The following is a 26,570-nucleotide window of genomic DNA, read 5'->3' as shown; positions in this document are numbered from 1 at the left end:
GTCGGCTCGAACTTGCACCGGGGAAAATTGTTCCAAAGTCGCCAAACAGGTTACTTTTGTCTTGGATAGCAACTCCGTGAGTCGCCAGGCGACCTTCCTTTTTTGCGGCGAAAGGAGACGCACATGATGTTCTCGGCCTTGAAAGGCTTGCCCCTGCACCGCGTGATGATACGCACGGTGAATGAATTTCTCGACGACGAGATGTCGACGTACGCCTCCGCTCTGGCTTACCAGATGCTGTTTTCGCTGTTCCCCTTCATTCTTTTCCTGATTGCCCTGATCGGTTTCCTGCACCTGCCGGACTTCTTCTCCTGGTTGCGCCTGCAATCGGAGCTGGTGCTTCCGCCCCAGGCCCTGGAACAGGTCAACCCGGTGATCGACCAGCTCCAGCAATCCAAGGGCGGATTGCTTTCGATCGGTATCGTGATCGCGTTGTGGACTGCCTCGGCCGGTGTGCGGCTGATGATGAGCGCGATGAACGCAGCCTACGATGTGGTCGAGGGGCGTCCGGCCTGGAAGCGCTTTCCGCTGTCGATTTTCTACACCATCGGCATCGCCGGCATGTTGCTGGCCGCTGCGGCGCTGATGGTGCTGGGGCCGCAGGTGATGGGCTGGATTGCCGCCCAGGTCGGGCTGGAGGAGTTTATCGTCACCCTCTGGACCCTCGTGCGCTGGCCGATCATCGTCTTTCTGCTGATGGTGGCCGTGGCGCTGATCTATTACGTGATGCCCGACGTCAAGCAGGAGTTTCGGTTCATCACGCCAGGCTCGGTGTTGGCTGTGGTGGTGTGGATCATCGCGTCCCTGGGCTTCGCGTTCTACGTCAAGACCTTCGCCGACTACAACGCCATGTATGGCAGTATCGGCGCGATCATCGTCTTGCTGCTGTATTTCTATATTTCTTCGGCGGTGCTGCTGCTCGGTGCGGAGATGAACGCGGTGATCGAGCACATGTCCGCCGAAGGCAAGGACAAAGGCGAAAAGAATCCGGACGAGCATAGCGAAAAACAGCATGTGTCCGGTCTTGGTCGCGACCACTCCATTAAGACGAAAACTGACGAAGCCCAAACATGATCCGCGAAATCCTGAAGATGGGCGATGAACGCCTGCTGCGCGTTGCGCCGCCGGTGCCAAAGGAGATGTTCGACACTCCTGAGTTGTGGCAACTGATCGATGACATGTTCCAGACCATGGAGAGCGTTGGCGGCGTTGGCCTGGCGGCACCGCAGATTGGTGTCGACCTGCAATTGGTGATTTTCGGCTTCGAGCACAGCGAGCGTTATCCCGACGCCGAGGCCGTGCCGCAGACTATCTTGATCAATCCGCTGATCACGCCGCTGGATCCGCTGACGGAGGAAGGCTACGAAGGCTGCCTGTCGGTACCGGGCCTGCGCGGTGCGGTGGATCGCTACCAGCACATCCGCTACGAAGGTTTCGACCCCAAGGGCGAAGCCATCGTGCGCACGGCTTCAGGTTTCCACGCCCGGGTGGTCCAGCATGAATGCGATCACCTGATAGGTCGCTTGTACCCATCGCGCATCACCGCTTTCAGCAAGTTCGGATTTACTGAAGTGATGTTCCCGGACCTTGACCCAGCGGCCGACGATTGATCGTCAGGGTTTTGCAGGTTCCAACCCCATTGCAATCATCGGCTTGCTGCGCGCGTACCGGCTCAGGCGTTCAGCCAGCGCATAGGGCAACTGAGGGTCGACGCTGAAACCACGTCGCTCATAAAAGCTGCGCAGGTCAGGATGGCAAAACAGCCAAACCGGCCCCTCCACGCCGCTCAGCGCCTCTTCGATCAACCGCGCGGCGATGCCTTGCGTGCGGTATGCCGGGTCGACGAACAATCCGGTCAGCCAATGCCCACCCGACAATGGGCGCAGGCACAAGGCGCCGACGATTTTATCCCGCCGCGCCACCCACAATTGCGCTTCACGTACCGCTTTCATCGACGATTGGTGGGCGCGATAAAACTTGTTCATCAGCGGCCACAGCGATTCTTCGAGCTGTGTGTAATGGATTTCCAGCATGGCGGGGGGGCTTAGGCGATAAGGGGAGGGCGATTATAAAAGAACGCCGGTGCAGCGATAGGTGTATACCTGGCTTACATCCCGTATGACTGGAGTACGTATCATGGCCAAAGGCATGGATTCAAAAAAGGCGGCAAAGAAAAAACCGGCGAAGACCGCCGATGAAAAGCGCGCCGACAAAAAAACCAAGAAGGTCAACCTGTTCGGCCATTGAACCGGCAACGCCTGGCTTTGCCTCGGGAGGAGCTGGGGCTGTAGCCCCAGCTTCACATTCGCGGTTCGTCGGCATGGATCGACCGCTTCATGTCGGAACCGCTCAGGTACTTTCGCGAACCTTGAGTTCGAATCCCAGGTCAACCACCGGCTGGGTAATACGATTGCCAGCCATCAAGGTGAGCATCTGTTCAGCGGCGCGGCGGCCAATCGCTTCCCTTGGAGTGCTGATGCTGCTCAAGCGCGGCACCATATGGGCCGAGGCGGGCAGATCGTTGAAGCCCAGGATCGATACCTGATCGGGGACCTTGATGCCACAGCGCAACGCCTCGAGCAGGGCGCCGTGGGCCAGATCGTCGTTACCGAAGAAAATCGCATCGACGTCCGGGTGGCTGGCGAGCAATTGCAGGAACAGTTCTGCGCCCAAGCCCACCGACGACGGACGCGGCGTCAGTACTTCCAGGTCCGGGTCGTAGAGTTCGGCTTTCTGCAGCGCATGGCGGAAGCCCTCGCCGCGCAGCAGCGTGCGTTGGTCTAGCTGGGCGCCGATATAGGCCAGGCGCTTGCGACCTCGGAAAATCAAATGCTCGGCGGCGGTCTCGCCGGCCTTGAGCTGGGAAAAGCCTACGCAGTTCAAGCCGGCGCCTGGGTCCAATTCCATCATGTACACGCAAGGAATATTGCTGGCCTCGATCATGCGCCGGGCGCTTTCGGTACGGTCGAATCCGGTCAGCAGCAAGCCTCGAGGCTGGTACGCCATGTAATTGCGCAGCAGGTCTTCTTCTTCATCCCGGGAATAGTGGTAGTTGCCAATCACCACTTCGAAGCCTTTGGGCCGCAGCACGCGATGAATGGCTTCCAGGGTGTCAATGAACAGGAGGTTGGACAACGACGGCACCAGCACCACCACCGAATGGCTCTGGGCCGAGGCCAGTGCGCGGGCGGCGGGGTTGACGACGTAGTTGAGTTCCAGGGCGGCCTGGCGGACCTTGTCCACCAATTCGGCGGCCACGGTGCTGACGCCACGCAGGGCACGGGAGGCGGTGATCGGACTGACACCGGCCAGGCGTGCGACTTCGTTGAGCGTGGGGCGACCGGTGGTGCGAGTATTCTTATCGTTTTTAGGGGCGGTCATCAGGGTGGCTTGCCAAACAAAAATCAAGGCACTAAGGTAGCGCTGTCTCGGCGCGGCTGCAAATGCGCGAGCAGGGTTTGCCTGATCCCTGTGTGCAAGTGTCGTGGACGTACATGCTGCAACCACAAAAATGACAAGAAGGCGTCGGCAACTTCTGCTTTTGCTGCGGTGTCATAACTGGCAAAGGTAGCGCTGTCTGCGCGCTGAGGTGTTACATGAATAATCCAATCACCGCCCTGGTCATCATGGGCGTTGCCGGTTGCGGCAAAACTTGCGTCAGCCAGGCCCTGTGCCAACTGAGCGACGCCACCGCCATTGAAGGCGACACGTTCCACCCTGCGGCCAACATCCAGAAGATGAGCGCCGGTATTCCCTTGAACGACGACGACCGTGCCGGCTGGCTCGACAGCCTGTGCGACGAACTGCGTCGTGTCGACGCCCAGGGCAACCGCCCGGTGTTGACCTGTTCCGCGCTCAAGCACAGTTATCGCGAGCGTCTGCGCAGCGCCTTGCCAGGCCTGGGCTTCGTATTCCTAGAATTGACTCCAGAAGTGGCCGCTGATCGGGTTTCCCATCGTCCCGGCCATTTCATGCCGTCGACCCTGATTGACAGCCAGTTCGCCACTCTTGAATCCCCTGTCGGCGAGCCCCTGACCCTGGCTCTGGATGCGTCCAGCCACAGCGTTGATGAACTGGCGCGCCAGGCTTACGTCTGGTGGCTGGCCCATGGCTTGAAGCTCGCCAGCTGAGCCTGGAAAAATTTGCGTCAGAAAGATAGCGCTGTCCCGACGGCTTGAAAATAACTGCTTCAATAACAACAACAAATCAGGAGACACCTCCCATGTTCGGCATGTCCCACGAGACGTACCTACTGCTCGATGCAGTGGTCACGGTGATTGGACTCATCGTCCTCATCACCAAGTTCAAGATCCACCCCTTCATCGCACTGACCATCGCCGCCGCTTTCCTCGGCCTGACGTCGGGCATGCCGGCCGGCACTATCATCAAGGCGTTCCAGGACGGCTTTGGTGGCGTGCTGGGCTTTGTCGGCATCATCCTGGCGCTGGGCACGATGCTCGGCAAAATGATGGCCGAGTCGGGCGGCGCCGATCAGATCGCCCAGACCCTGATCCGCGCCTTCGGCAAGGACAAGGTGCAGTGGGCCATGATGTTCGCCGCGTTCCTGGTGGGCATCCCGCTGTTCTTCGAAATCGGCTTCGTGCTGCTGATCCCGCTGGTGTTCATCGTCGCGCGCCGCACCGGTGTGTCGATCATCAAGATCGGTATCCCGCTGTTGGCCGGTCTTTCCGCGGTCCACGGCTTGGTGCCGCCGCACCCGGGGCCTCTGCTGGCGATCGGCATCTTTGGCGCTGACATCGGCAAGACCATTCTCTATGGCCTGATCGTCGCGCTGCCGACCGCCATCATTGCCGGGCCGATCTTCGGTACCTTCATTGCCAAGCACATCCCCGGTCATCCGAACCAGGAATTGGTGGATCAGCTGGCGCGTGATACGAACGCCGCCGAGCTGCCAAGCTTCAGCATCACCTTGATCACCGTGTTGTCGCCGGTGTTCCTGATGTTGCTCAAGACCTTCGCTGATGTGGCGCTGCCGGACGGCAACGTGTTCCGCGTCTGGATGGACATGATCGGTCATCCGATTTCGGCGCTGCTGCTGGCCTTGCTGCTGTCGTTGTACACCTTTGGTTATAAACAAGGCATCGGCTCCAGCCAGATGCTCAAATGGCTGGACGCAAGCCTGGCCCCTACGGCCGCGATCATCCTGATCATCGGTGCCGGTGGCGGCTTCAAGCAGATGCTGGTGACCAGCGGCGTGGGTGATGTGATCGGCCATATGGCGGTCAGCGCGCAGATCTCGCCGATCCTGCTGGCCTGGCTGGTGGCGGCGGTGATTCGGATTGCGACGGGTTCGGCGACGGTGGCAACCATTACCGGTGCCGGGATCGTCGTGCCGGTGGTAGGAATGATGCCGGGTGTGAACCGCGAATTGCTGGTGCTGGCGACCGGTGCCGGTTCGCTGATCCTGTCTCACGTCAACGATGCGGGCTTCTGGCTGGTCAAGCAGTACTTCAACATGACCGTGGCCGAGACCTTCAAGACCTGGACCGCGATGGAAACCATCCTGTCCGTGGTGGCGCTGGGCTTCATTCTGTTGCTGTCGCTGGTGATCTAAGAACACCAGGGTTGTCTGCGGCGAGGGGCAAGCTCCCTCGCCACATTAGCCGCGTAATCAGCTGTTGGGTTTGCTTAACCCATCCGCCCTAAACATCCCACGGATCCCGCGCACCGCCTGGCGAATCCGGTCCTGGTTTTCGATCAGCGCAAAGCGCACGTGATCATCCCCATATTCCCCGAACCCCACCCCCGGCGAGACGCAAACCTTGGCCTCGGCCAACAGCTTCTTGGCGAATTCCAGCGAGCCGAGGTGGGCATAGGCCTCGGGGATCTTGGCCCAGACGTACATCGACGCCTTGGGGATTTCCACCATCCAGCCCAGCTCATGCAGGCCCTTGACCAGCACATTACGGCGCTGGCGGTATTGCTCGGCGATGTCACGCACGCATTGCTGATCACCTTCAAGGGCGGCGATGGCGGCAACTTGAAGCGGGGTGAAGGTGCCGTAGTCGTGATAACTCTTGATCCGGGCCAAGGCGTTGACCAGTTCCGGGTTGCCGACCATGAAGCCGATGCGCCAGCCGGCCATGTTGTAGCTCTTGGACAGGGTGAAGAACTCCACCGCAATGTCTTTCGCGCCCGGCACCTGCATGATCGAAGGGGCTTTCCAGCCGTCATAGACGATGTCGGCGTAGGCCAGGTCATGGATGACCAACACGTCGTATTGCTTGGCCAGGGCGATGACCCGCTCGAAGAAATCCAGCTCCACGCATTGGGCGGTGGGGTTGGATGGAAAGCCGAGGATCATCATCTTCGGCTTTGGAATCGAGCCACGGATGGCACGCTCCAACTCATCGAAGAAATCCACGCCTGGCACCAACGGCACCGAACGCACTTGGGCGCCAGCTATCACCGCGCCGTAGATGTGGATCGGATAACTGGGGTTGGGCACCAGCACGGTGTCGCCCTGGTCCAGGGTCGCCAGCATCAAGTGCGCCAAGCCTTCCTTGGAGCCAATGGTGACGATGGCTTCGGTTTCCGGGTCGATGTCCACCTCGTAGCGGTCCTTGTACCAGCGCGAAATGGCGCGGCGCAGGCGCGGGATGCCTTTGGAGGTGGAATAGCCATGGGTGTCTTCACGCTGGGCGACGGTGACCAATTTTTCCACGATGTGCGGGGGCGTGGCGCCGTCGGGGTTACCCATGCTCAAGTCGATGATGTCTTCGCCGCGCCGACGCGCAGCCATCTTCAGCTCGGCAGTGATATTGAATACATACGGGGGGAGTCGATCGATGCGCGCAAAGCGGCGCGGCGAACCTTGTTCGGCCATTGTTGCCTCGAGATACGTGAGCGCCCGGAACCGTCCGAGCGACGTCGGCCACTGCGGTGGCCTGCGGCGCAAGATAATAGGGCCAGTGTCAGATTGTCCAGTAGCGGCGCCGAATTATTTTCGACGACACTGTGGCGCTGCCGTGGGGCCATCAAGGCGTCCTGTCGGCAGTTGAATACGTCATACCCAATCCTGATGGAACGAATAATGGAATTTTCCAGCGGCTTCCTGCTGAGTCTTTCGCTGTGCCTGGACATCGGTGTCGCCAATATCGCGATGATCACCCTGGCGATGCAGCGCGGCTATTTCCAGGGGTTTGCCTTGGGCCTGGGCACCTGCGTGGGGGATCTGGTCTACGCGGTCCTGGCATTGGCGGGCATGACCGTGCTGCTGCAATACGAAACGGTGCGCTGGGTGCTGTGGATCGGCGGCTCGGTGCTGCTGTTGTATTTCGCCGCGAAAATGGTGCATTCGGCGATCTATCACAGCGCGTTGCTGGCCGAGGCCGGCGAGGTCCGGGGCCACTCGCCACGCCAGGAGTTTTTCCGCGGGATCTTCCTGGCCATGTCGTCCCCCCAGCGCCATCCTCTGGTTCGCCGCGGTGGGCGGGACGCTCATCGCCCGCTCCGGGGGTGGAACGATGCTCAGCTCGGCGCTGTTCCTGGGCGGATTTCTCTGTGCCGGGCTGCTGTGGAGCGCGGGCTTGTGCCTGGCGGCGACCCAAGGCGGCAAATTGTTGGGCGACAAGTTGCTGCGCTACTCTTATTGGGCATCCGCAGCGATCTTCTGCTATTTCGCGGTCTATGTGGTCGTTTCTGGTTACAACGAGTTTGTAGGAGAGACTACCGCAGTCGTCCTGCCTGGACTTTGACAAGCGAAACGGCCTGGCAATCACGGTTTGGCTTCTATACTGCCAAGCCCGACTTCAAGTTTTCCGGAGTGTTGAAACAATGGAAACGCAAAAACGCGTTAACGCAATCGAGCCGCGCTTTGAACAGGGACGCTTTCAGCTCATCGCCGGTTTCGGCGCGCGTTTTACCCAGGACACCGCCCAGGACATCCCGCAGCTCTGGGAAAAATTCCTGCCTTGGCTCGGCAAGGTGCCAGGTCAGAAAGACGAAGTGACCTACGGTGTGTGTTGCAACCCGGACGGCAAGGGTGGCTTCGAATACATCGCCGGCGTGGAAATCAGTCGGCTCGACGACCTGCCTGAGCAATACCGCTGGATCGAAATCCAGCCCGGGCCCTACGCCGTGTTCGTACACAAAGGGCCGCTGAAGAGTCTTCCTGACACTTTCCAATACATTTGGAAAGAATGGTTGCCGCAGTCCGGCCACCAAGCGGCGGACGAGCCTGAGTTCGAGCGCTACAGCGAGGATTTCAATCCCAGGACCGGTGAAGGCACCCTGGAAATCTGGATACCCCTCAAACCGAGCTGAGCGATGGATCCGTCTGGTCAAACACCAGCCGCATCCGCCGTTCATAACCGATACGGCCTTTATAGGCCTCGCCGTTGTCGACCCAGCCCAGCCGCGTGTACAGGCCAATCGCTGCTTCATTGTCTGCGTCGACTGAAAGCTCCAGTCCATTTATTTCCGGCCACGCCGAGCGGGCCACCGTCGGCAGTGCTTGCAAGCAGGCCATGCCGTATCCCTTGCCCTGGGCTCGGAAGTCGACCTGCAAGGCATGCAGGGTGGCGCTGTGTTCATCGGCCCACTCGGGCAGCACGGGCGGGCGCTTGAGCAGCAAGAACGCGACGGGCACATCGCCAGCCAGCAATGCGAAACCCTTTACACCCGGTCCGGGCCTGGACAGCAGCGTATGCAGCGCACCGTGGATATCGCCGGAAAACTTGATCTGGTCAGGGTGGATTTCGATGGCTTCGACCTGTTGCTGTTGCGTCGGGGTCAGGTCTTCATAAGGTACGAGCTGAGCGGTCACGAGAACGTCCGTTGTTTGCCGACAGAATGGGCCTCGAATTCTAGCGAAAATTTTTCTTTGGTTTATTTTTGTTTGGCTGTCGATTCACTGTTTCACCAAACGACAAAGGGTGTCTCTAACAAAAACCTGCGGAGAATCACTATGAATACCCAAGCTACCGAAAGCGAAATCCAGACGCTGATCGACACCTATCGCCAGGCGGTCATGGCCAAGGACGTGGAAAAGGTCATGGCACTCTATGACGACAACATCGTCTCGTTCGACGCCATCCAGGCCCTGCAATTCAAGGGCAAGGTCGCCTACCGGGCCCATTGGGAGGCGTGCATGGAAATGTGCCCCGGCCCGCACAAGTTCGATTTCCATCAGGTCCAGATCACGCCGGCCGAGAACATCGCGTTCGCCCATTGGCTGGCCTATTGCGGCGGCACCAACGATAAAGGCGAGGAACAGGCCTGCTGGATGCGCGTGACAGCTTGTTACAAGCGTACGGCCGGGCAATGGAAGATCGCCCATGAACATTGGTCGGCGCCGTTCGATCCGATGGCGGGAACGGCGATATTCGACTTGCAGCCCTGATTGGCCACGGTTTCTTCTGTCATCCTCGTCGATCAGTTCGACCACGGAGCTTACCCATGAAGTATTTATGCCTGGTGTATAGCAACGAACAGGCCCTGCACAACTCGCCCGACAGCCCTGAGGACGCCGAATGCATGGCTTATGCCGAGTCGATCCAGGGCAGCGGCCGGATGGTTGCCGCCGAAGCCCTGGAGTCGGTGCAGACCGCCACGACAGTGCGCATGCGCGGCGGCAAGCTGTCGATCACCGATGGTCCGTTCGCCGAAACCAAGGAACAACTGGCGGGCTTCTACCTGATCGAAGCCAGGGACCTGAACGAGGCGATCCAGGTCGCCGGCAACATTCCGGCGGCCCGGGTCGGCTGCGTTGAAGTCCGGCCGGTCCGTCAACTCAATCCCTGAACAGGACTGTGTCCATGAACCTTAAACCCGCATCTTTGGAATGGGTCGTCGGCCGGCTCGAAATGCTGATAGCCCAGGGCATGCCCGACTGATGCCGGCCGAGGCGGTCAAGGCGCGGGTCGAGCAGGTTTATCGGCAAGACTCGCGGCGGATCCTGGCAACGCTGATTCGCTTGCTGGGCGACTTCGATCTTGCCGAAGAAGCCCTGCACGAGGCGTTCTTCGTCGCGGTCGAGCGCTGGCAGCGCGACGGTGTGCCGGACAATCCACGGGCGTGGCTGGTGTCGGCAGGGCGTTTCAAGGCGATTGACAGCCTGCGTCGGCGGGCGCGCTTCGCGGCGTCCCAGCCGATGCTGGTTGCACAGCTCGAAGAGCTGGAGCAGGCCGATTGGAGTGGTGAGGACGTGGAAGACGATCGCCTTCGGCTGATTTTTACCTGTTGCCATCCGGCCCTGGCGGCTGATGCCCAGGTGCCGTTGACGCTGCGTGAAGTGTGCGACTTGACCACCGAAGAAATTGCCCGTGCCTTTCTCGCCTCGCCGGCGGCCATCGCCCAGCGCATCGTGCGGGCCAAGGGGAAAATCCGCGACGCGAAGATTCCCTATCTAGTGCCATCGCGCACCGAACTGCCGGAACGGCTGGACAGTGTGTTGCGGGTGATCTACTTGGTGTTCAACGAGGGGTATTCGGCCTCGATGGGCGCAGAATTGACCCGTGAAGATCTCACCCGCGAAGCCATACGCCTCGCGCGTTTGCTGATGGAGTTGTTGCCGGAAGCTGAAGTCATGGGGTTGTTGGCGCTGATGCTGTTGCACGAATCGCGACGCCGGGCACGAAGCTCGGTGACGGGTGAACTGATTCTGCTGGACGAGCAGGACCGATCCCTGTGGGATCAAGGGATGATCGCCGAAGGCTGCGCCATGGTGGAGGCCGCGCTCAATACCCGGCGGTTCGGACCCTATTGTCTGCAAGCAGCGATTGCCGCCGTGCACGCTGAAGCGGCCACCGCGCAAGAAACCGACTGGCCGCAGATCGTTGGCCTCTACGATGTGTTGTTGCGCGCGATGCCATCGCCAGTCATCGAGCTCAACCGCGCGGCTGCCCTGGCCAAGCGCGATGGGCCGCAGGCAGGGTTAAGTCTGGTCGAGGGGATACTCGCAAGGGGTGAGTTGCTCGACTATCACCTGGCCCATTCGGCGCGGGCGGAATTCTGTCGGCAGTTGGGGCGGGTGGACGAGGCGAGGGCGGCTTATGGACGGGCGCTTGAACTGACGCAGCAATTGCCGGAGCGACGGTTTATCGAAGCCAGGTTGGCCGGGTTGGATTGATAGTCCAGAGGTATCCGAACCTATTCGTGGCGAGGGAGCTTGCTCCCGCTGGGGCGCGAAGCGGCCCCCCGCGGTGTGTCAGTTGAATCAGGAGGGCTGCTGCGCAGCCCAGCGGGAGCAAGCTCCCTCGCCACGGGGTTTTCCTGAGTTTTCTGAACTGGCGGACAACAAACAAAAAAGGCGACCCGAAGGTCGCCTTTCTCATTCGCCCAACGTTGATCAGAACTCGTGATCAGCGTTGTCCGGGTTCAGGTCGCTGATGCCCAGTTTGCCCGCAGCTTGTTCGATCGAACCGGTCTGCTTGACCAGGGCGGCGATGGCGTCGCGCACGATCTGGTTGCCCGCGGTGTTGCCGGCGGCGATCAGCTGGTCGTAGTGCTCACCCTTGTTGGCGTGATCGACCATAACCTGAATCTTGGCTTCGGTGTCGGCCAGGTCGGCCTTGAGCGCGGTGTCAGCGGCCGGATCGGCCTTGGCTATCAGCGACGACAGGCTGGCGCCGGTCATCTTGGTGCCGTCTGCGCGGGTGTATTCGCCCAAGTAAACGTTACGTACACCCTTGGCATCGTAGAAATGCGAGTTGTGGGTGTTGTCGCTGAAGCAGTCCTGTTCGTCTTCCGGGGAGTTGGCTTCCAGGGACACCTTCATGCGCTCGCCTGCCAGTTCGCCCAAGGACAGGCTGCCCATGCCGAACAGCATCTTGCGCAGGCCGGTTTCGGCCGGCTCGGCTTCCAGGGTGGCGCGGTAGTTGTCGGCCACGTTCGGCTTCCAGTTACCGACCATTTCCTGCAGGTCGTTGACCAGCAGTTGGGTCACGGACTTCAGATAGGCACGACGACGATCGTTGTGGCCTCCGGTGGCGCCTGCCCCTTCCAGGTAATCCGAAGCTGGGCGATTGCCAGCACCAGGGCCGGTGCCGTTGAGGTCCTGGCCCCACAGCAGGAATTCGATGGCGTGGTAGCCAGTGGCGACGTTCGCCTCGGAACCGCCCAGCTCGTTCAGGCTGGCGAGTTTTTCCGGGGTAATGTCTTTGACATCGACCTTGTCTTCGCCGACCTGAACCTCGGTATTGGCGATGATGTTGGCGGTGGCGCCCGGGTTACCCAGGGCATGCTCGTAGGTCTTGTCGACGTAGTCGATCAGGCCCTCGTCCAGGGGCCATGCGTTCACTTGGCCTTCCCAGTCGTCGATGATGGTGTTGCCGAAGCGGAACACTTCGCTCTGCAGGTAAGGCACGCGGGCGGCGACCCAGGCAGCCTTGGCGGCTTTGAGGGTGTCGGCGTTCGGCTTGGCCAGGAACGCGTCGACGGCGGTTTGCAGGGTTTTCGCGGTGGATTCGGCATCGCTGTAGACGGCATGGACGATGTCGGCATAGTGCGCGACAACAGCCTTGGCGGCGGCTTCGTCGATCTTGCCAGCGGCAGCGGGGGCAGCCGGAGCAGCGGTACTGGCGGCCGGCGTTGGCGCTTGCGGCGCGGCGGCCTTGTCTTTGCCTTCGCCGCAACCGGCGAGGGAAATAGCGATGGCCAACAGACTGGCGGTAGCCAGAGGCATACGAATCATGGCGAACATCCTGCTTCGGTGATGAATGGGACAGGCGCAAGGGTGCGCAAAAGCTGCGACATAATGCGAAAGATTTGCATTATGTGTAAAGGGCTGTGGCTGTAAATATTTCTTATTTAATAATGCAGATCGCTGCGTTTGGGCGGCGTCTGTAGGGATTGTCTGGTTGCCAACTCCTTGAGCGGAGCAATGGCCGCGCAAAAGATTCAGACGATGGAGGCCTTGGTGCGCTCCGCCTGCTTCAGATAAAGGCCCAGCTCCCGTGCCGGCAGGGGTTTGCTGTAGTAATACCCCTGGCCTTCATGGCAGCCCTCGGAAATGATGTAGGCCTCTTGCTCGATCGTCTCGACGCCTTCGGCAATGACCTGCATCCCCAGGCTTTTGCCTAGCTGGATGATGGCCCGGACGATGGTGGCGTCGTCTTCGTCGTCGAGCAGGTCTTGGACGAAGCTCTTGTCGATCTTGATCTTGTCCAGCGGCAAGCTCTTGAGGTAACTCAACGAGGAATAGCCGGTTCCGAAGTCATCGATGGCGATCAGCGCACCGGAACGGCGCAGGCTCAGCAGGTGCTGGGCAGCGGTGGTGATGTCTTCCATCAGGCCGGTCTCGGTGACTTCCAGCTCCAGGCTGCGAGGCGGCAAGCGATACATCTGCAGGAAGTTGTTCACCACCCGCGGCAATTCGGCGTGGTGCAGTTGTACGGTGGACAGGTTGACCGCCATGCGCAGGTCGACGAAGCCCTGGTCATGCCATTCGCGCAATTGCTTGCAGGCCTGGTCCAGTACCCATTCGCCAATGGCAATGATGGTGCCGTTCTGCTCGGCCAGGGGAATGAACAGGTCTGGCGGCACGAGACCGTGTTCCGGATGATGCCAGCGGATCAAGGCTTCGGTGCCCACCACGCGCAAATCGCGATAACTGATCTGTGGCTGGTACACCAGGCTGAATTGCCCGCGGGCCAGCGCCTCGCGCAGGTCCTTTTCCAGTTCGCGACGGCGGCGCATCTCGCTGTCGACGCTGGCGATGTAGAACTGGTAGCGATTGCGCGAGCGGGTCTTGGCCAGCGTCATGGTCTGCTCGGCCTTTTGCAGCAGCTTCTCGGTGCTGTCGCCGTCCTCGGGAAACAGCGTGATACCGATGGTTGCCCGCAGGCGGATCTCCTGGTCATCCAGTGCGAACGGCGCTTCCAAGTCATCCAGAATGCTCTGGGCCAGTTCGGCGGCCTCGTAAGGTTGCTCGATATCGGCCTGGACCAGGGCGAACTGGTCACCGCCCAACCGGGCCAACGCACCGAGGCGTCCGCTGTGGGCCCGCAGCCGATCAGCCAGGGCCAGCAGCAGCTGGTCGCCGGTCTGGTAGCTGAACTGTTCGTTGATGCTCTTGAAATCATCCAGCCCCACGCAGAGCACTGCCACGCGACGTTGCAGGCGTCCGGCATCCACCAGGATCTTGTCGAGTTGTTGTTGCAGTTGCTGGCGGTTGGGCAGGCCAGTCAGGAAGTCGTACTGCGCCATGCGCAACAGGCTGTTCTCGGCTTCGTGGCGTAGATGGGTGTTGCGCTCGATGGAGGCCAGGAGCTGGTTGGCGGTATTGATCCATAGGCCCAGCTCGTTCTTCTCATGGCCTCGCAGTTGCGGGATCTTGTGTGCGCTGGGGCGGTCAGGGTTGATTTCGGTCAGGTGCTGGATAATCCGCGACAACGGCTTGGTCAGCAGCCAGTGATAGACCAGGTACAGCACCAGGCCCATGGCGAGGGCGCGCAGCATTCCAGAAATGAAAATGATAACGGAGCTGATAATGAAGCCCTGGCCGTAGGTCGCGGTATCGAGCGTGATGCTCAGGTCGCCGTAATATTCGCTGTAGGGGCCGCGGCCCACCAGTTGTGTGGTGAAGGTTCGTTCCTGGCCAAGGATCAGGTCGGTCAGCCAGCGACTTTCGGAGTGCTGCAAGGGCCGGGTTTTTTCGGCAAGCATGGTTTCGCGAGGGTGGCCGATGGAGGCCATGCGCACGGCCTCGTCCTGGAACAGCCCTTCGATGACCTGCATGCCCATCTCCCGATCCAGGCTGTAGACCGCCTGGGTAGAAGGATCGCGGAACATATCAAGGATGCGCTGGGCGTCGACAGCTACGGCACGGTTGGTTTTGTAGGCGTCGAATACGATCTGGGCACAGCTCAAGATCATGCCAACGATCAACGCCGAGAGGAGCACGACCCGGAGCAACTTCACAGACAAGCTGTTTTTAAGTTCCAGCTTCAAAGATGGATTCCTTGTTTCGTGCGGATAGCGTCAAGTTGCCATGAGTATTGGCAATCCTGTGATGTCAGTCAAAGGGACAATCAAACACAAGGGTTTTCGCCTGAAGCCTGGCCGTTATACGGTGTCTACAGAGTTATTACTCTACGACCATTGTTTCGGTTGGAAAGGCCTGCAACTTGAGGCTTGGCGGGATTTTTTATTGGATTTCGGACGCGAGGTCATGTGCCTACTGCTGGGGATCGAGAGAGCGAGCTTAAAAAAAAGGCGCTTTGCCCTCTCGGGAAAAGCGCCTTTTTCCTGGCATCAAAGCTTAGGCAGTAAAGGCTTTGCCTTCGAACTGCTCAGCCACGAACTTCCAGTTGACCAGGTTCCAGAACGCTTCGACGTATTTCGGGCGAACGTTGCGGTAGTCGATGTAGTAGGCGTGTTCCCAGACGTCGCAGGTCAGCAGCGGGGTGTCGCCGCTGGTCAGCGGGTTGCCGGCGCCGATGGTGCTGGCCAGGGCCAGGGATCCGTCAGCCTTTTTCACCAGCCAGCCCCAGCCGGAACCGAAGGTGCCGATGGACGTCTTGCTGAATTCTTCCTTGAACTTGTCGAACGAACCGAAGGCAGCATTGATGGCTTCAGCCAGTGCGCCGGTTGGTTGGCCGCCGGCGTTTGGCGCCAGGCAGTTCCAGTAGAAGGTGTGGTTCCAGACCTGAGCGGCGTTATTGAAGATACCGCCCGAGGAAGTCTTGACGATCTCTTCCAGGGTCTTGCCTTCGAACTCGGTGCCAGGCACCAGGTTGTTCAGGTTCACGACATAGGTGTTGTGGTGCTTGTCGTGGTGGTATTCCAGAGTCTCTTTGGAGATGTGCGGCTGCAGTGCATCGTGAGGATAGGGCAGCGGCGGCAATTCGAAAGCCATGGTGATTCTCCTAATCAGGTCAGTTGCGGTGAGCGCAAGGCCGATCACGGGCGGCCAGACTAGCGCCGGGGAGTTTGTACTCTTTGCGGCGCAGGAGTCGGATCATAGCACCGGGGGTGCGGCATAACCACGCAACAACTGTGTGGAATAGAGGTTCCAGAGCGGTTTGGAATATCAGCCGGAGACGATCAGCTGCACCGCCACGGTGAACATCATCAGTGCCACCAGCAGGTCGAGGATTCGCCACGTGCTGGGTCGGGCTAGCCAAGGGGCCAGCCACGCGGCGCCCAGCGCCAAGGTGGAAAACCAAAGCAGCGAGGCGCTGGCCGCACCCGCTACATAGGCACCGGGAACGCTTTGCTGGGCGCCGAGGGAGCCGATCAGCAACACCGTGTCGAGATAGACGTGGGGGTTGAGCAGCGTGACCGCCAAGGCGCTGAGCAGCACGGTTCGCAGTGAACGCGTGACGTGTTTTTCATTGCGCTGCAGGCTCTGTTTCGAACACGCCCGACGCAGCGCCTGGCTGCCGTACCAGAGCAGGAACGCCGCGCCGCCCCATCGTGCGATCGAAAGCAGCAGCGGGCTTTGAGCCAGCAGCGTCGCCAACCCGAACACTCCGGCGGCGACCAATAGCGCATCGCAGGTGATGCACAGCGCGGCGACCGGCAGGTGGTGCTCACGCCGCAGGCCCTGGGCCAGCACAAAGGCGTTCTGGGCGCCAATCGCCATGATCAATCCAAGCGCCACCAGCAGCCCGTTGACGTAACTTTGCCACATGAGTTCTTCCCTTTGAGTGTTTGCAATGCTGGTCATTCTCCAGTGCGGGGATGTATAAGAAAAACCAATACTGCTGATTGCCCATTAGGAATACTGATGTTCGATTACAAACTGCTTTCTGCCTTGGCGGCCGTCGTCGAACAGGCTGGTTTCGAGCGTGCCGCGCAGGTGCTGGGATTGTCGCAGTCGGCCATCTCCCAGCGGATAAAACTCCTGGAAGCACGGGTCGGCCAGCCCGTCCTGGTGCGCGTCACGCCGCCGGCGCCTACCGAAATCGGCCGCCGGTTACTCAACCATGTGCAACAGGTCCGGCTACTGGAACGTGACCTGCAAAGCCTGGTGCCGGCGCTGGATGAGGAAGGGTTGCCGGAGCGCCTGCGGATTGCATTGAACGCCGACAGCCTGGCCACGTGGTGGGCCGGCGCCGTGGGGGCTTTTTGTGCAGAACAGCATCTGTTGCTCGACCTGGTGGTGGAAGACCAGACTGTCGGACTCAAGCGAATGCGCGCCGGCGAAGTAGCGGCGTGTGTCTGCGCAAGCGAACGCCCGGTGGCCGGGGCCCGCAGCGTATTGCTGGGGGCGATGCGTTATCGTGCGCTTGCCTGCCCTGCGTTCATCACTCGACATTTCCCTGAAGGGGTGCGCGCCGATCAGCTGGCGCGCACGCCAGCCCTGGTGTTCGGCCCGGACGACTTCCTGCAGCACCGATACTTGGCGTCCCTCGGCGTCGAAGGCGGTTTCGAGCACCATTTGTGTCCTTCGTCCGAAGGCTTCATTCGCCTCATCGAAGCCGGGCTGGGATGGGGCCTGGTGCCTGAGCTGCAAGTGCGCGAGCAGTTGGAGCGAGGCGAGTTGATGGAATTGCTGGCAGATAAGCCGATCGACGTGCCGCTGTACTGGCATCATTGGCGCAACGGCGGACAGTTGCTCGGTTTGCTGACCGAACAATTGATCGCAGCGACAAGCAGCACGCTGCAAGCAGTGAGTTGAAGTCGTATGGCTTGCAGCTCTTGGCTTGTAGCTCGAAACTGATTTTTAGGAGCACCACATGAAAATTCTGGTCACCGGCGCAAGCGGCTTCATTGGCGGACGCTTTGCGCGTTTTGCCTTGGAGCAAGGCCTGGATGTTCGGGTCAATGGCCGCCGGGCCGAAAGCGTCGAGCATCTGGTCCGGCGCGGCGCCGAATTCATCGAGGGTGACCTGGTCGACCCGATACTGGCCCGTGATCTGTGTCGCGATATCGATGCCGTGGTGCATTGCGCTGGTTCGGTGGGCGTCTGGGGACGCTATCAGGATTTCCACCAGGGCAACGTCCAACTCACCGAAAACATCGTCGAGGCTTGCCTGAAGCAGAAGGTCCGGCGATTGGTGCATCTCTCATCGCCGTCCATTTATTTCGACGGTCGTGATCACCTCGCGTTGACCGAAGAGCAAGTGCCCAAACGCTTCAAGCATCCCTATGCCGCCACCAAGTACCTGGCCGAGCAGAAGGTCTTCGGCGCCCAGGAGTTCGGCCTGGAAGTGTTGGCCTTGCGGCCGCGTTTCGTCACCGGGGCCGGCGACATGAGCGTCTTCCCGCGGCTGCTCAAGATGCAGCGCAAGGGGCGACTGGCCATCGTCGGCAACGGATTGAACAAGGTCGATTTCACCAGCGTACAGAACCTCAACGAAGCGCTGCTCAGCAGCTTGCTGGCCACCGATTCAGCCTTGGGCAAGGCCTACAACATCAGCAACGGAGCGCCGGTCCCGCTGTGGGACGTGGTCAATTACGTAATGCGACAAATGGAGGTCCCACAGGTCAGGCGTTATCGCTCCTACGGGCTGGCCTACAGTGTCGCGGCCATGAATGAAGGTTTCTGCGCGTTATGGCCCGGCCGCCCCGAGCCGACGCTGTCGCGCCTGGGCATGCAGGTCATGAACAGGAATTTCACCTTGGACATCGGTCGGGCGCGGCATTATCTCGATTATGATCCGCAGGTCAGTTTGTGGGCCGCCCTCGATGAATTTTGCGCTTGGTGGCGCGTCCAAGATGCCCGCTGATCGGTCCGTCATGAACCGAGTGCCCAGTTCGGGGTCAATGGGTGCGGCGGTTGCGGGGGTTATACTCGCTGCACCGAGCCATTACCGGTTTTCCAAAGGTTGAACCCATGCCCATGCGTAACGATGCCGACGACGACTTCGATGATGTACCGAGCCTGCGGATGCGGGCCGACATTCCCGATGACGATGACTTCCCGACCAACCGCGAGCCCCGCGTGCAAGCGCGTCCGGCACCCGCTGCGGCGGCCAAAGTCAAGGCACCGAGCACTGGGCCGCTGTGGGCATTGGTCGGTGCCCTACTGTGCGCATTGGCCTTCCTGGCGTGGTGGAGCTTCCAGCAGATTTCCCTGATGGAGCAGCAACTGGTCGCTACCCAGGAAAGTTTCGCCCGGATCAGTGAGGACGCGGCGGGACGCTTGCAGGACATTTCCGGCAAGGTCGTCGCCGGGCAGTCCAACGTGATGAGCGACAGTGAAGCGTTGAAATTGCAGATCAAACAGTTGGATAACAAGCTGCAGGAGCAGGCACGGCAATTCGAAGGCAAGCTGCAAGAACAGTACAAACTCCTGCAAGGCGCGTTCGGTCCATCTGCCGACCTGGACAAGCAGCTGGCCCAGATGATCGCCCAAGACTCCGAACAGCAGAACGCCTACACCCAGTTGCAAGCAGCCAATACCCAGCTTCAGGCCCAGGTCAAGACGTTGGCGGCGGAGATGGCAGCCTTGAAGAACCAAGGCGAGGGCGGCGCGCTGGATGCCCAGCTCAAGAGCATCGGTGCCGACATCACCGCTCTGAAAAGAGCCACCTCGAACTCGGCCATCGAGCGCCTGGAACAGGACATGATCGTGCTCAAGAGCCAACAGGAGAATCGTTCGGGCGGCTCTGCCGCGGAGTTCGATGCCTTCCGTGGCCAGGTCACGCGTAACATCAATACCCTGCAATCGCAGATCCAGTACCTGCAACAGCAACTGAGCAACCGGGCCCAGTGACGCTCTGGAACCTGTGGAAGCCAGCTCGCTTCCACAGGTTTGCGCTTGCCTCGCAACAATCCCCTGAATACTCCCACATCACCCCGCGCCGTCTACGCTCTTGAAACATCAACAAGAACGAGGGCGCGCGCATGGGATTGATTCGAAAGATGGCCAGGCTGACGGCGTTGCTGTTTCTGGTAACACAGGTCCAGGCCGCCACTCCGGACGACGGTCAGGCAGCCCGGGCACTGCTGGAAAAGGCCCTGGCCTACTATGACGACTACGGCGACTATGCGTTCGCCGCCTTCAGCCGCCAAGGCGAGTTCGTCGACAAGGACCGCTACGTGTTCGTGGTCGACACCCAAGGCGTGATGCTCGCCAGCGGCGGTCCCTCGTCAGCATTGATCGGGCGAGACGTTTCCGAGGTGCTGGGGCCGGAGTTGCGCAAGGCCTTCAAGGACGCACTGAAAACCCCTGAAGCCAGCGGTATCCAGCAGGCTGAATACCGTTGGCAGAACTGGGCCGACGGCAAGGTCGAGCGCAAGCATGTGTACTTTCAGCGGGTCGGCGAGCGAATCCTCGCGGTCGGCTATTACCTGCCTCGGGCCTCTGCCGAACAGGCCAGGGCGCTGCTGGACAAGGCGTCGGCCGATTTGTTGAAAAACGAGAAAGCGACGCTGACGGCGATCAACGCTCTCAAGGGCGGCTATCTTGAGGATGACCTGTATGTCTTTGTCGTCGACCTTGATACCCGACGCTATGTCGGTCATGGCACCAACCTGCGCTTGATCAATACTGATTTTGCCAAGGTCAAGGATCCGGCGGGCAAGCCGGTGGGCGAGCCGATATTGGCCATGATCGGTAAGCAGGATGCGGGGGAGTATGAGTATCGCTGGAAGAATCCGGTAACGGGGAAGGTCGAGAACAAGCATGCCTATTTGAAGAAGGCGGGGCATTTGCTGGTGGCGGTGGGGTATTACAGTCCTTGAGGCTGGGTGGCTGGGGTTTTGGGTGTATATCCGTTACCGAAGATACGGATATACACACCCAAAAACCGCCGAAATCAGCCCGCCACCAACACCCGAATCGCCTCCAACCGCAACGCAGCCTTCTCCAGCATCGCCAGCCCTTGCTCGCGCTGCTGACGCAAAGCCTCCAGCTCGCTATCGCGCACGGTAGGGTTGACCGCTTGCAGCGCGGTCAGACGTGCCAGTTCCTCTTCGGTATCGGCTGCAAGGCGGCGTTGAGCCTCGGCCACGCGCTCGGCATGGCGCGGGATGATCTTCTCTTCGCCGGCATTGATCCGTGGTGATAGCTGATCACGCTGGGCCTGGATGAACTTGTTGGCGCTGGCGCGGGGCACGCTTTCGAGCTGGTCGTTCAGGGTCTCGAACGAGACCCGGGCAGCCAGGTCGTTGCCGTTGGCGTCCAGCAGGCAGCGCAGGGCGGCCGGTGGCAGGTAGCGGCCCAGTTGCAGCGAGCGCGGGGCAACCACTTCGCTGACGTAGAGCAATTCCAGCAACACGGTGCCGGGCTTGAGTGCCTTGTTCTTGATCAGCGCCACGGCGGTGTTGCCCATGGAGCCGGACAGCACCAGGTCCATGCCGCCTTGCACCATCGGGTGCTCCCAGGTGATGAATTGCATGTCTTCGCGGGACAGCGCCTGGTTGCGGTCGTAAGTGATGGTCACGCCTTCGTCGTCGCCCAGCGGGAAACTGGCGTCGAGCATTTTTTCGCTCGGCTTGAGGATCAGCGCGTTGTCGGAATGGTCCTCGCTGTCGATGCCGAAGGCGTCGAACAGGGTTTCCATGTAGATCGGCAGGGCGAACTGGTCGTCCTGTTCGAATATGGCTTCTACCAATGCGTCACCTTCTCCCGCACCGCCGGAATTGAGCTCCAGCAGACGATCGCGGCCGGTGTGCAGCTCGGCTTCCAGGCGTTCACGCTCGGCGCGCGCCTCGTCGATCAGCGCTTGCCACTCGCCGTCATCGGCTTCTTCCAGCAAGGGCAGCAGGCGCGGGCCAAACTGGTGTTGCAAGGCGTTGCCGGTCGGGCAGGTGTTGAGGAAGGCATTCAGCGCTTCGTGATACCACTGGAACAACCGCGCCTGCGGGCTGGTTTCCAAATAGGGCACGTGCAGCTCGATGGTGTGTTTCTGGCCAATCCGGTCCAGGCGGCCGATGCGTTGTTCGAGCAGGTCCGGGTGCGCCGGCAGGTCGAACAGGACCAGGTGATGGGCAAACTGGAAGTTGCGACCTTCGCTGCCGATTTCCGAGCAGATCAGCACCTGGGCACCAAACTCTTCGTCGGCGAAATAGGCGGCCGCGCGGTCTCGCTCAAGGATGTTCATGCCTTCATGAAACACCGTGGCCGGGATGCCGGAGCGCACGCGCAAGGCGTCTTCCAGGTCCATGGCGGTTTCGGCGTGCGCGCAGATCACCAGGACTTTGGTGCGCTTGAGCATTTTCAACTGATCGATCAGCCACTCGACGCGCGGATCGAATTTCCACCAGCGCTCTTCTTCACTGGCGTCCGGCTGGGCCTGGAAGCTGACTTCCGGGTACAGCTCGGCGTGATCGCCCAATGGCAGTTCAAGGTATTCGTCCGGGCACGGCAGCGGATAGGCGTGCAGCTTGCGCTCGGGGAAGCCCTGTACGGCGGCGCGGGTATTGCGAAACAGCACGCGACCGGTGCCGTGGCGGTCCAGCAGTTCGCGGACCAGGCGGGCGCTGGCTTCGATATCACCGTCATTGACGGCGGTCAGCAACGCTTCGCCTTCGTTCCCCAGGAAACCGTGGATGGTCTTGTGGGCTCCGGGCGACAGGCGACCTTTGTCCAGCAGTTCCTGGACAGCCTCGGCCACCGGGCGATAGTTTTCACTCTCGGCGCGGAAGGCCTTGAGGTCATGAAAGCGGTTCGGGTCGAGCAGGCGCAGACGGGCAAAGTGGCTGTCCTGGCCCAATTGCTCTGGGGTTGCGGTCAGCAGCAATACACCCGGGATCGTTTCGGCAAGCTGTTCGACCAGCGCGTATTGCGGGCTGACGTGGTCTTCATGCCAGACCAGGTGATGCGCCTCATCGACGACCATCAGGTCCCAGCCGGCGGCGAACAGCGCGTCCTGGGCTTTCTCATCTTCCACCAGCCACTCCAGCGCCACCAGCGCCAGTTGGGTGTCTTCGAACGGGTTGCTGGCATCGCTTTCGATGAAGCGTTCTTCGTCGAACAGCGCAACCTGCAGGTTGAAACGTCGGCGCATTTCCACCAGCCATTGGTGCTGGAGGTTTTCCGGCACCAGGATCAGCACGCGGCTGGCGCGGCCGGACAGCAGTTGCCGATGGATGATCAGGCCGGCTTCGATGGTCTTGCCCAGGCCCACTTCGTCCGCCAGCAACACCCGGGGCGCGATGCGGTCGGCCACTTCACGGGCGATGTGCAGTTGATGGGCGATCGGTTGGGCGCGTACGCCACCCAGGCCCCAGAGCGACGACTGCAACTGCCGGCTGGTGTGTTCCAGCGTGTGATAACGCAGGGAAAACCAGGCCAGCGGGTCGATCTGGCCGGCGAACAGACGGTCGCTGGCCAGACGGAACTGGATGAAGTTCGACAACTGGGTTTCCGGCAGGGTTACGACTTCGTTCTGTCCGTTGAGGCCGTGATAGACCAACAGCCCGTCGACGTCATCGACTTCGCGCACGGTCATTTTCCAGCCTTCGAAGTGAGTGATCACATCGCCCGGCGAAAACCGTACACGGGTGAGGGGCGCATTCCGGAGCGCGTACTGGCGGGTGTCGCCAGTGGCCGGATAGAGCACGGTCAACAAGCGGCCGTCCTGTGCCAGAACGGTGCCTAAACCCAGCTCGGCTTCGCTGTCACTGATCCAGCGTTGCCCCGGTTGATACTGCTGCGCCATGCTGCCTGACTCCCGCCGTGAAAAAGCCGGCTATCTTAACGGAATGAGCCGTCAGACCAAAGGATTTACGCACGCATCCTGGCCTCATACAGCGTGCGTACTCTTCCTCCGAAGGGAACTTAACCTTGCTTAGGGATCAAAGAAGCTTGTGTGTGGGCAGGGCATAATGCCAACTAGGTCACAAGTTTCAGACCAGCGGTTCAAGCTGCATCCACCACAGCCGACAACCTGAAGACAGGAGACCTTTATGTTGCCACCCATGCTTCCTTTGAGCGCCGTACCCGTTACCGCGCAACAGGATCCGGTCCGCCAGCGACCGGACATACCGCCCGTGGTCCCGGTGCAGAAAAGCTCCAGCGAAAGCACCATCGACCTGCAAAAGCGTGACCCGGAAGAAACCGCGCTGCTGCTGCGTGAGGAACAGCGCCGCCAGCAGGAACGCCAAAGGCGCCGCCAGGAAGCCGACGAAGATCCCGAGGAACACTTGGCTGTACCGGGTACGGAACTGAACGCCGACAACACTGTGCCGGTCGCGCCGCTGGTGGAGGGGGAGTCGCGCCAGGGCCTCTGGGTCGATATTCAGATCTGATCCAGGCGTACCGAACCGACAGGCTGGTCAAGCTCGACGACAGCCCGCATCATGGGCGCATCCGCAACTCACCGTACGATGCCGACACGCCATGAGCCAAGAAGACAAGCTGATCGACCTCTGTGCTGAGCGCGCCAAGCGCGTTCACGACCTCAACGATAAACGCCTCAATGAAGTCCGCCAGGCTTTCGAGCAGGCCATGCCTTTGAGCAAATCCAAGAAAAAATCTAAAAACAAACCGAAAAAGCGCTGAGTCCCCCCCGATCCATTGATACAGATCAGTTATTCCCCCTCCATTTCGCTCAGTCACGAGCGTTATTGACGCCGGTCAATTTTTATCCAGGCCTGATTGGTTACCTTGGCTCCAACGAAACAAGGGCAAGACCAGGAGGCCAGTCATGTTTTTCGATAATGTGGTGTTTGCCGGTGTGTTGACGGTCGGCCTCATGTTCGTGTTTTTCGCAGGTTTTGGATTATTCATCTGGAAAGACGCACACAAGCGCAAGAAGCTGTAGATCTTTCCAGCGACAACGAGCACGCAAGGCATTTTGGGCGACTTCGGTCGCCCTTTTTTTTTGCGCCGCGATTGTTGGACCTACAAAAGCAATGGCATAAAAAAAGGTGCGAACCGCAAGGGACGCACCTTTTTTACGCTCCGCTGGAAATCAGCTGCCGATGGCCTTGGAGGCCAGCCAGAACAGTGCGGCCGACAAGGCCACCGTGGCCGGCAGGGTCAACACCCAGGCCAGCAGGATGGTCCTGACCGTGCCGCCTTGCAGGCCGCTCTTGTTCGCGACCATGGTGCCCGCCACGCCGGAAGACAGCACGTGGGTGGTGGACACCGGAAGGCTGAATATATTCGCCGCGCCGATCATGCAGGCAGTGGTGATCTGGGCGGACATGCCTTGGGCATAGGTCATGCCTTGCTTGCCGATCTTCTCGCCGATGGTCAATACCACGCGTTTCCAGCCGACCATGGTGCCCAGGCCGAGTGCCAAGGCGACCGCCAGGATCACCCAGAATGGGGCGTATTCGGTGGTGGCGGTCAGGTCCTTGCGCAGCTTGTTCAGGTCGTCTTTTTCACGCGCCGCCAGCCCAGGCAACTTGCCGACTTTTTTCGCCGTGTCGTCGAGGCAGAGCAGGTAGCGACGCACTTCGATACGGCTTTCCGACGGCAGCGAGTGATAGTCCGCCACGCCTTTGAGGGTGTCTAGCAGCGCATTGATGGTCGGCTCGGTCTGCTGCGGGTTGCAACGGAATTTCTCCGGCAGGTCGCCTTCGACGCTTTTGCCCAAGGCCAGGAATTCGCCGAGGGACTCGTTGTTGCGCTTGTAGAACTGGCTCAGGTGCAGGGTCGCGTCGCGAGTGCGCTCGATCTGGTAGGTGGTGCTGTTCAGGTCGAGTACGAACTGCGCAGGCACGATACCGATCAATACCAGCATGATCAGGCCGATGCCTTTCTGGCCATCGTTGGAACCATGGACGAAGCTCACGGCCATGGCGGAAATCACCAGCACCAGGCGGTTCCAGAATGGAGGATGCTTCTTGTCATCGATCTTGCGGCGCTGTTCCGGCGTCTTGTGCATCTTCGACAGGGGACGCCACCATTTCAGGCCGATCAACACCAGGGCAGCGATCAGGAAACCGGCCATCGGCGAGAACACCAGGGAGGCACCGATGTCGATCGCCTTCTGCCAGTTCACGCCGTCGCCCAACGGAATATCGTTGATCAGGGCGTTGGCCAGGCCCACGCCGAGAATCGAGCCGATCAGCGTATGGGAACTGGAGGCCGGAATACCGAAGTACCAGGTGCCCAGATTCCAGGTGATGGCCGCTGCGAGCAGCGAAAACACCATGGCCAGTCCGTGCCCGGTGTTCACATTGATCAGCAACTCTACCGGCAGCAAGTGAACGATGGCATACGCCACGCCTACGCCGCCCAGCAGTACGCCGAGAAAATTGAACACACCGGAAAAGAACACCGCCAGGTGGGGCGGCATGGCTTTGGTGTAGATAACAGTGGCAACCGCGTTAGCGGTGTCATGAAAGCCGTTGATGAACTCGAAGGCGAGGACAAAAGCCAGGGCGAGCAAGAGGCTCACAAGCACCCAAGCATCCAGTCCGCTGAATAAATCGATCATGAAGGTTTTCTGACCCGGTCATAAGGGGGCGCGATTATGCCAGAAAACCGCGTTAATCGATGCATTGCCTGCTCATCGGTAACATTCTTCTACGAAATAACCGCGAGGAAACCTGCCCGGTCCTGGTTAGCCATGAGGATCGCAACCCTTTGTTTAGAAGGTCAAATGCCCTGTGGGCAGGGTTCGTATCGAGATGGGAAGGGAGTAGGAATAGTCGTAGGAAAAATCCAAAGCAGGACCTCCACTCAAGCTCTCCGATCGATGGCGGAGGAGCACAACGGCCCGCTTTTGGCGGGCGCTCGATGCCGGGGCGCCAGCCTG

Annotated in this window: 25 protein-coding genes and 1 pseudogene; 16 read left to right on the top strand and 10 right to left on the bottom strand. The window is 60.3% G+C overall.

All coding sequences use genetic code 11. From position 1 onward, the window contains the following. Positions 1-123 precede the first annotated feature (123 nt). Both J3P95_RS19250 and def read left to right on the top strand, forming a co-directional pair. Positions 124-1,074, top strand: coding sequence for a YihY/virulence factor BrkB family protein (locus tag J3P95_RS19250; protein ID WP_434580057.1), 951 nt, complete (start codon positions 124-126; stop codon positions 1,072-1,074). Then, the gene (def, locus tag J3P95_RS19245; RefSeq protein ID WP_434558319.1) at positions 1,071-1,610 is read left to right on the top strand and encodes a peptide deformylase; all 540 of its coding nucleotides are present in this window, start codon (positions 1,071-1,073) and stop codon (positions 1,608-1,610) included. The genes J3P95_RS19250 and def overlap by 4 nt, the downstream gene beginning before the upstream one ends. A gap of 3 nt (positions 1,611-1,613) precedes the next feature. Here def and J3P95_RS19240 read toward each other — a convergent pair whose 3' ends face one another. Both J3P95_RS19240 and J3P95_RS19235 read right to left on the bottom strand, forming a co-directional pair. Continuing rightward, complete coding sequence (locus J3P95_RS19240) at positions 1,614-2,033, bottom strand: GNAT family N-acetyltransferase (RefSeq protein ID WP_434558318.1); 420 nt, start codon at positions 2,031-2,033, stop codon at positions 1,614-1,616. A 316-nt stretch (positions 2,034-2,349) separates the two neighbouring features. Then, complete coding sequence (locus tag J3P95_RS19235; RefSeq protein ID WP_434580058.1) at positions 2,350-3,381, bottom strand: LacI family DNA-binding transcriptional regulator; 1,032 nt, start codon at positions 3,379-3,381, stop codon at positions 2,350-2,352. A 215-nt stretch (positions 3,382-3,596) separates the two neighbouring features. Between J3P95_RS19235 and J3P95_RS19230 the strand changes: the two genes are divergently transcribed. Both J3P95_RS19230 and J3P95_RS19225 read left to right on the top strand, forming a co-directional pair. Further along, positions 3,597-4,130, top strand: a complete 534-nt coding sequence (locus tag J3P95_RS19230; protein WP_434558316.1) for a gluconokinase — start codon at positions 3,597-3,599, stop codon at positions 4,128-4,130. Between the two features lie 92 nt (positions 4,131-4,222). Then, the gene (locus J3P95_RS19225; RefSeq protein WP_434626014.1) at positions 4,223-5,575 is read left to right on the top strand and encodes a GntP family permease; all 1,353 of its coding nucleotides are present in this window, start codon (positions 4,223-4,225) and stop codon (positions 5,573-5,575) included. A gap of 57 nt (positions 5,576-5,632) precedes the next feature. Here the strand turns inward: J3P95_RS19225 and alaC are convergent, their stop codons facing one another. Then, positions 5,633-6,847: an alanine transaminase gene (gene alaC / locus J3P95_RS19220; RefSeq protein WP_434580060.1), complete on the bottom strand. Its 1,215-nt coding sequence runs from the start codon at positions 6,845-6,847 to the stop codon at positions 5,633-5,635. Positions 6,848-7,054: 207 nt separating this feature from the next. Between alaC and J3P95_RS19215 the strand changes: the two are divergent. Together J3P95_RS19215 and J3P95_RS19210 are read left to right on the top strand one after the other, a co-directional pair. Then, positions 7,055-7,718: pseudogene (locus J3P95_RS19215) on the top strand (LysE family translocator). Between the two features lie 79 nt (positions 7,719-7,797). Next, a complete protein-coding gene (locus J3P95_RS19210; RefSeq protein WP_434580063.1) occupies positions 7,798-8,286 on the top strand; it encodes a GyrI-like domain-containing protein in 489 nt (162 codons plus the stop codon). Here the strand turns inward: J3P95_RS19210 and J3P95_RS19205 are convergent. Continuing rightward, positions 8,273-8,788 carry a GNAT family N-acetyltransferase gene (locus J3P95_RS19205; RefSeq protein WP_434580066.1) on the bottom strand — a complete coding sequence of 172 codons (516 nt, stop codon included), beginning with the start codon at positions 8,786-8,788 and terminating at the stop codon, positions 8,273-8,275. The genes J3P95_RS19210 and J3P95_RS19205 overlap by 14 nt on opposite strands. A gap of 141 nt (positions 8,789-8,929) precedes the next feature. Here J3P95_RS19205 and J3P95_RS19200 point away from each other — a divergent pair, with 141 nt between their 5' ends. The 3 genes from J3P95_RS19200 to J3P95_RS19190 all read left to right on the top strand — a co-directional run bounded on the left by J3P95_RS19200 (position 8,930) and on the right by J3P95_RS19190 (position 11,092). After that, entirely contained in the window at positions 8,930-9,364 is a 435-nt protein-coding gene (locus J3P95_RS19200; protein WP_434580067.1) for a YybH family protein, read from the top strand. Positions 9,365-9,420: 56 nt separating this feature from the next. Continuing rightward, entirely contained in the window at positions 9,421-9,765 is a 345-nt protein-coding gene (locus J3P95_RS19195; RefSeq protein ID WP_434558309.1) for a YciI family protein, read from the top strand. A 91-nt stretch (positions 9,766-9,856) separates the two neighbouring features. Next, positions 9,857-11,092 carry an RNA polymerase sigma factor gene (locus J3P95_RS19190; RefSeq protein WP_434580069.1) on the top strand — a complete coding sequence of 412 codons (1,236 nt, stop codon included), beginning with the start codon at positions 9,857-9,859 and terminating at the stop codon, positions 11,090-11,092. A 219-nt stretch (positions 11,093-11,311) separates the two neighbouring features. On the opposite strand, the gene J3P95_RS19185 is transcribed toward J3P95_RS19190, so the two are convergent. The 4 genes from J3P95_RS19185 to J3P95_RS19170 form a co-directional block, all read right to left on the bottom strand. Beyond that, positions 11,312-12,655 carry an imelysin family protein gene (locus J3P95_RS19185; protein ID WP_434580071.1) on the bottom strand — a complete coding sequence of 448 codons (1,344 nt, stop codon included), beginning with the start codon at positions 12,653-12,655 and terminating at the stop codon, positions 11,312-11,314. A 206-nt stretch (positions 12,656-12,861) separates the two neighbouring features. Next, positions 12,862-14,913: a putative bifunctional diguanylate cyclase/phosphodiesterase gene (locus J3P95_RS19180; protein WP_434558306.1), complete on the bottom strand. Its 2,052-nt coding sequence runs from the start codon at positions 14,911-14,913 to the stop codon at positions 12,862-12,864. 310 nt (positions 14,914-15,223) lie between these two features. Beyond that, entirely contained in the window at positions 15,224-15,820 is a 597-nt protein-coding gene (locus tag J3P95_RS19175) for a superoxide dismutase (RefSeq protein WP_186635411.1), read from the bottom strand. Positions 15,821-15,994: 174 nt separating this feature from the next. Beyond that, the gene (locus J3P95_RS19170; RefSeq protein ID WP_434558305.1) at positions 15,995-16,597 is read right to left on the bottom strand and encodes a LysE/ArgO family amino acid transporter; all 603 of its coding nucleotides are present in this window, start codon (positions 16,595-16,597) and stop codon (positions 15,995-15,997) included. Positions 16,598-16,687: 90 nt separating this feature from the next. Here J3P95_RS19170 and J3P95_RS19165 point away from each other — a divergent pair, with 90 nt between their 5' ends. From J3P95_RS19165 to J3P95_RS19150, 4 genes are all read left to right on the top strand, one after another. Further along, the gene (locus tag J3P95_RS19165; protein ID WP_434563905.1) at positions 16,688-17,587 is read left to right on the top strand and encodes a LysR family transcriptional regulator ArgP; all 900 of its coding nucleotides are present in this window, start codon (positions 16,688-16,690) and stop codon (positions 17,585-17,587) included. 58 nt (positions 17,588-17,645) lie between these two features. Beyond that, positions 17,646-18,638 carry an NAD-dependent epimerase/dehydratase family protein gene (locus J3P95_RS19160; RefSeq protein WP_434580073.1) on the top strand — a complete coding sequence of 331 codons (993 nt, stop codon included), beginning with the start codon at positions 17,646-17,648 and terminating at the stop codon, positions 18,636-18,638. Positions 18,639-18,745: 107 nt separating this feature from the next. After that, positions 18,746-19,627: an ATPase gene (locus J3P95_RS19155; protein WP_434580075.1), complete on the top strand. Its 882-nt coding sequence runs from the start codon at positions 18,746-18,748 to the stop codon at positions 19,625-19,627. Positions 19,628-19,758: 131 nt separating this feature from the next. Continuing rightward, the gene (locus tag J3P95_RS19150; protein ID WP_434558302.1) at positions 19,759-20,598 is read left to right on the top strand and encodes a cache domain-containing protein; all 840 of its coding nucleotides are present in this window, start codon (positions 19,759-19,761) and stop codon (positions 20,596-20,598) included. A gap of 74 nt (positions 20,599-20,672) precedes the next feature. Here the strand turns inward: J3P95_RS19150 and rapA are convergent, their stop codons facing one another. Further along, complete coding sequence (gene rapA / locus J3P95_RS19145; RefSeq protein ID WP_434558301.1) at positions 20,673-23,519, bottom strand: RNA polymerase-associated protein RapA; 2,847 nt, start codon at positions 23,517-23,519, stop codon at positions 20,673-20,675. Positions 23,520-23,766: 247 nt separating this feature from the next. Here rapA and J3P95_RS19140 point away from each other — a divergent pair, with 247 nt between their 5' ends. The 3 genes from J3P95_RS19140 to ccoM all read left to right on the top strand — a co-directional run bounded on the left by J3P95_RS19140 (position 23,767) and on the right by ccoM (position 24,623). Then, positions 23,767-24,108, top strand: a complete 342-nt coding sequence (locus J3P95_RS19140; RefSeq protein WP_434580077.1) for an aspartate-semialdehyde dehydrogenase — start codon at positions 23,767-23,769, stop codon at positions 24,106-24,108. A gap of 91 nt (positions 24,109-24,199) precedes the next feature. Next, positions 24,200-24,361: a hypothetical protein gene (locus J3P95_RS19135; RefSeq protein ID WP_434580079.1), complete on the top strand. Its 162-nt coding sequence runs from the start codon at positions 24,200-24,202 to the stop codon at positions 24,359-24,361. 145 nt (positions 24,362-24,506) lie between these two features. Next, the gene (ccoM, locus tag J3P95_RS19130; protein ID WP_276568887.1) at positions 24,507-24,623 is read left to right on the top strand and encodes a cytochrome c oxidase subunit CcoM; all 117 of its coding nucleotides are present in this window, start codon (positions 24,507-24,509) and stop codon (positions 24,621-24,623) included. Between the two features lie 150 nt (positions 24,624-24,773). Here the strand turns inward: ccoM and J3P95_RS19125 are convergent, their stop codons facing one another. Next, a complete protein-coding gene (locus tag J3P95_RS19125) occupies positions 24,774-26,249 on the bottom strand; it encodes an inorganic phosphate transporter (RefSeq protein WP_434580080.1) in 1,476 nt (491 codons plus the stop codon). Positions 26,250-26,570 lie beyond the last annotated feature (321 nt).

The sequence above is a fragment of the Pseudomonas sp. Z5-35 genome, from assembly GCF_051131945.1.
Lineage (GTDB): Bacteria > Pseudomonadota > Gammaproteobacteria > Pseudomonadales > Pseudomonadaceae > Aquipseudomonas > Aquipseudomonas marvdashtae.
Note: the sequence above shows the minus strand (reverse complement) of the source record. Positions and strands in the feature narration are given on the sequence as shown.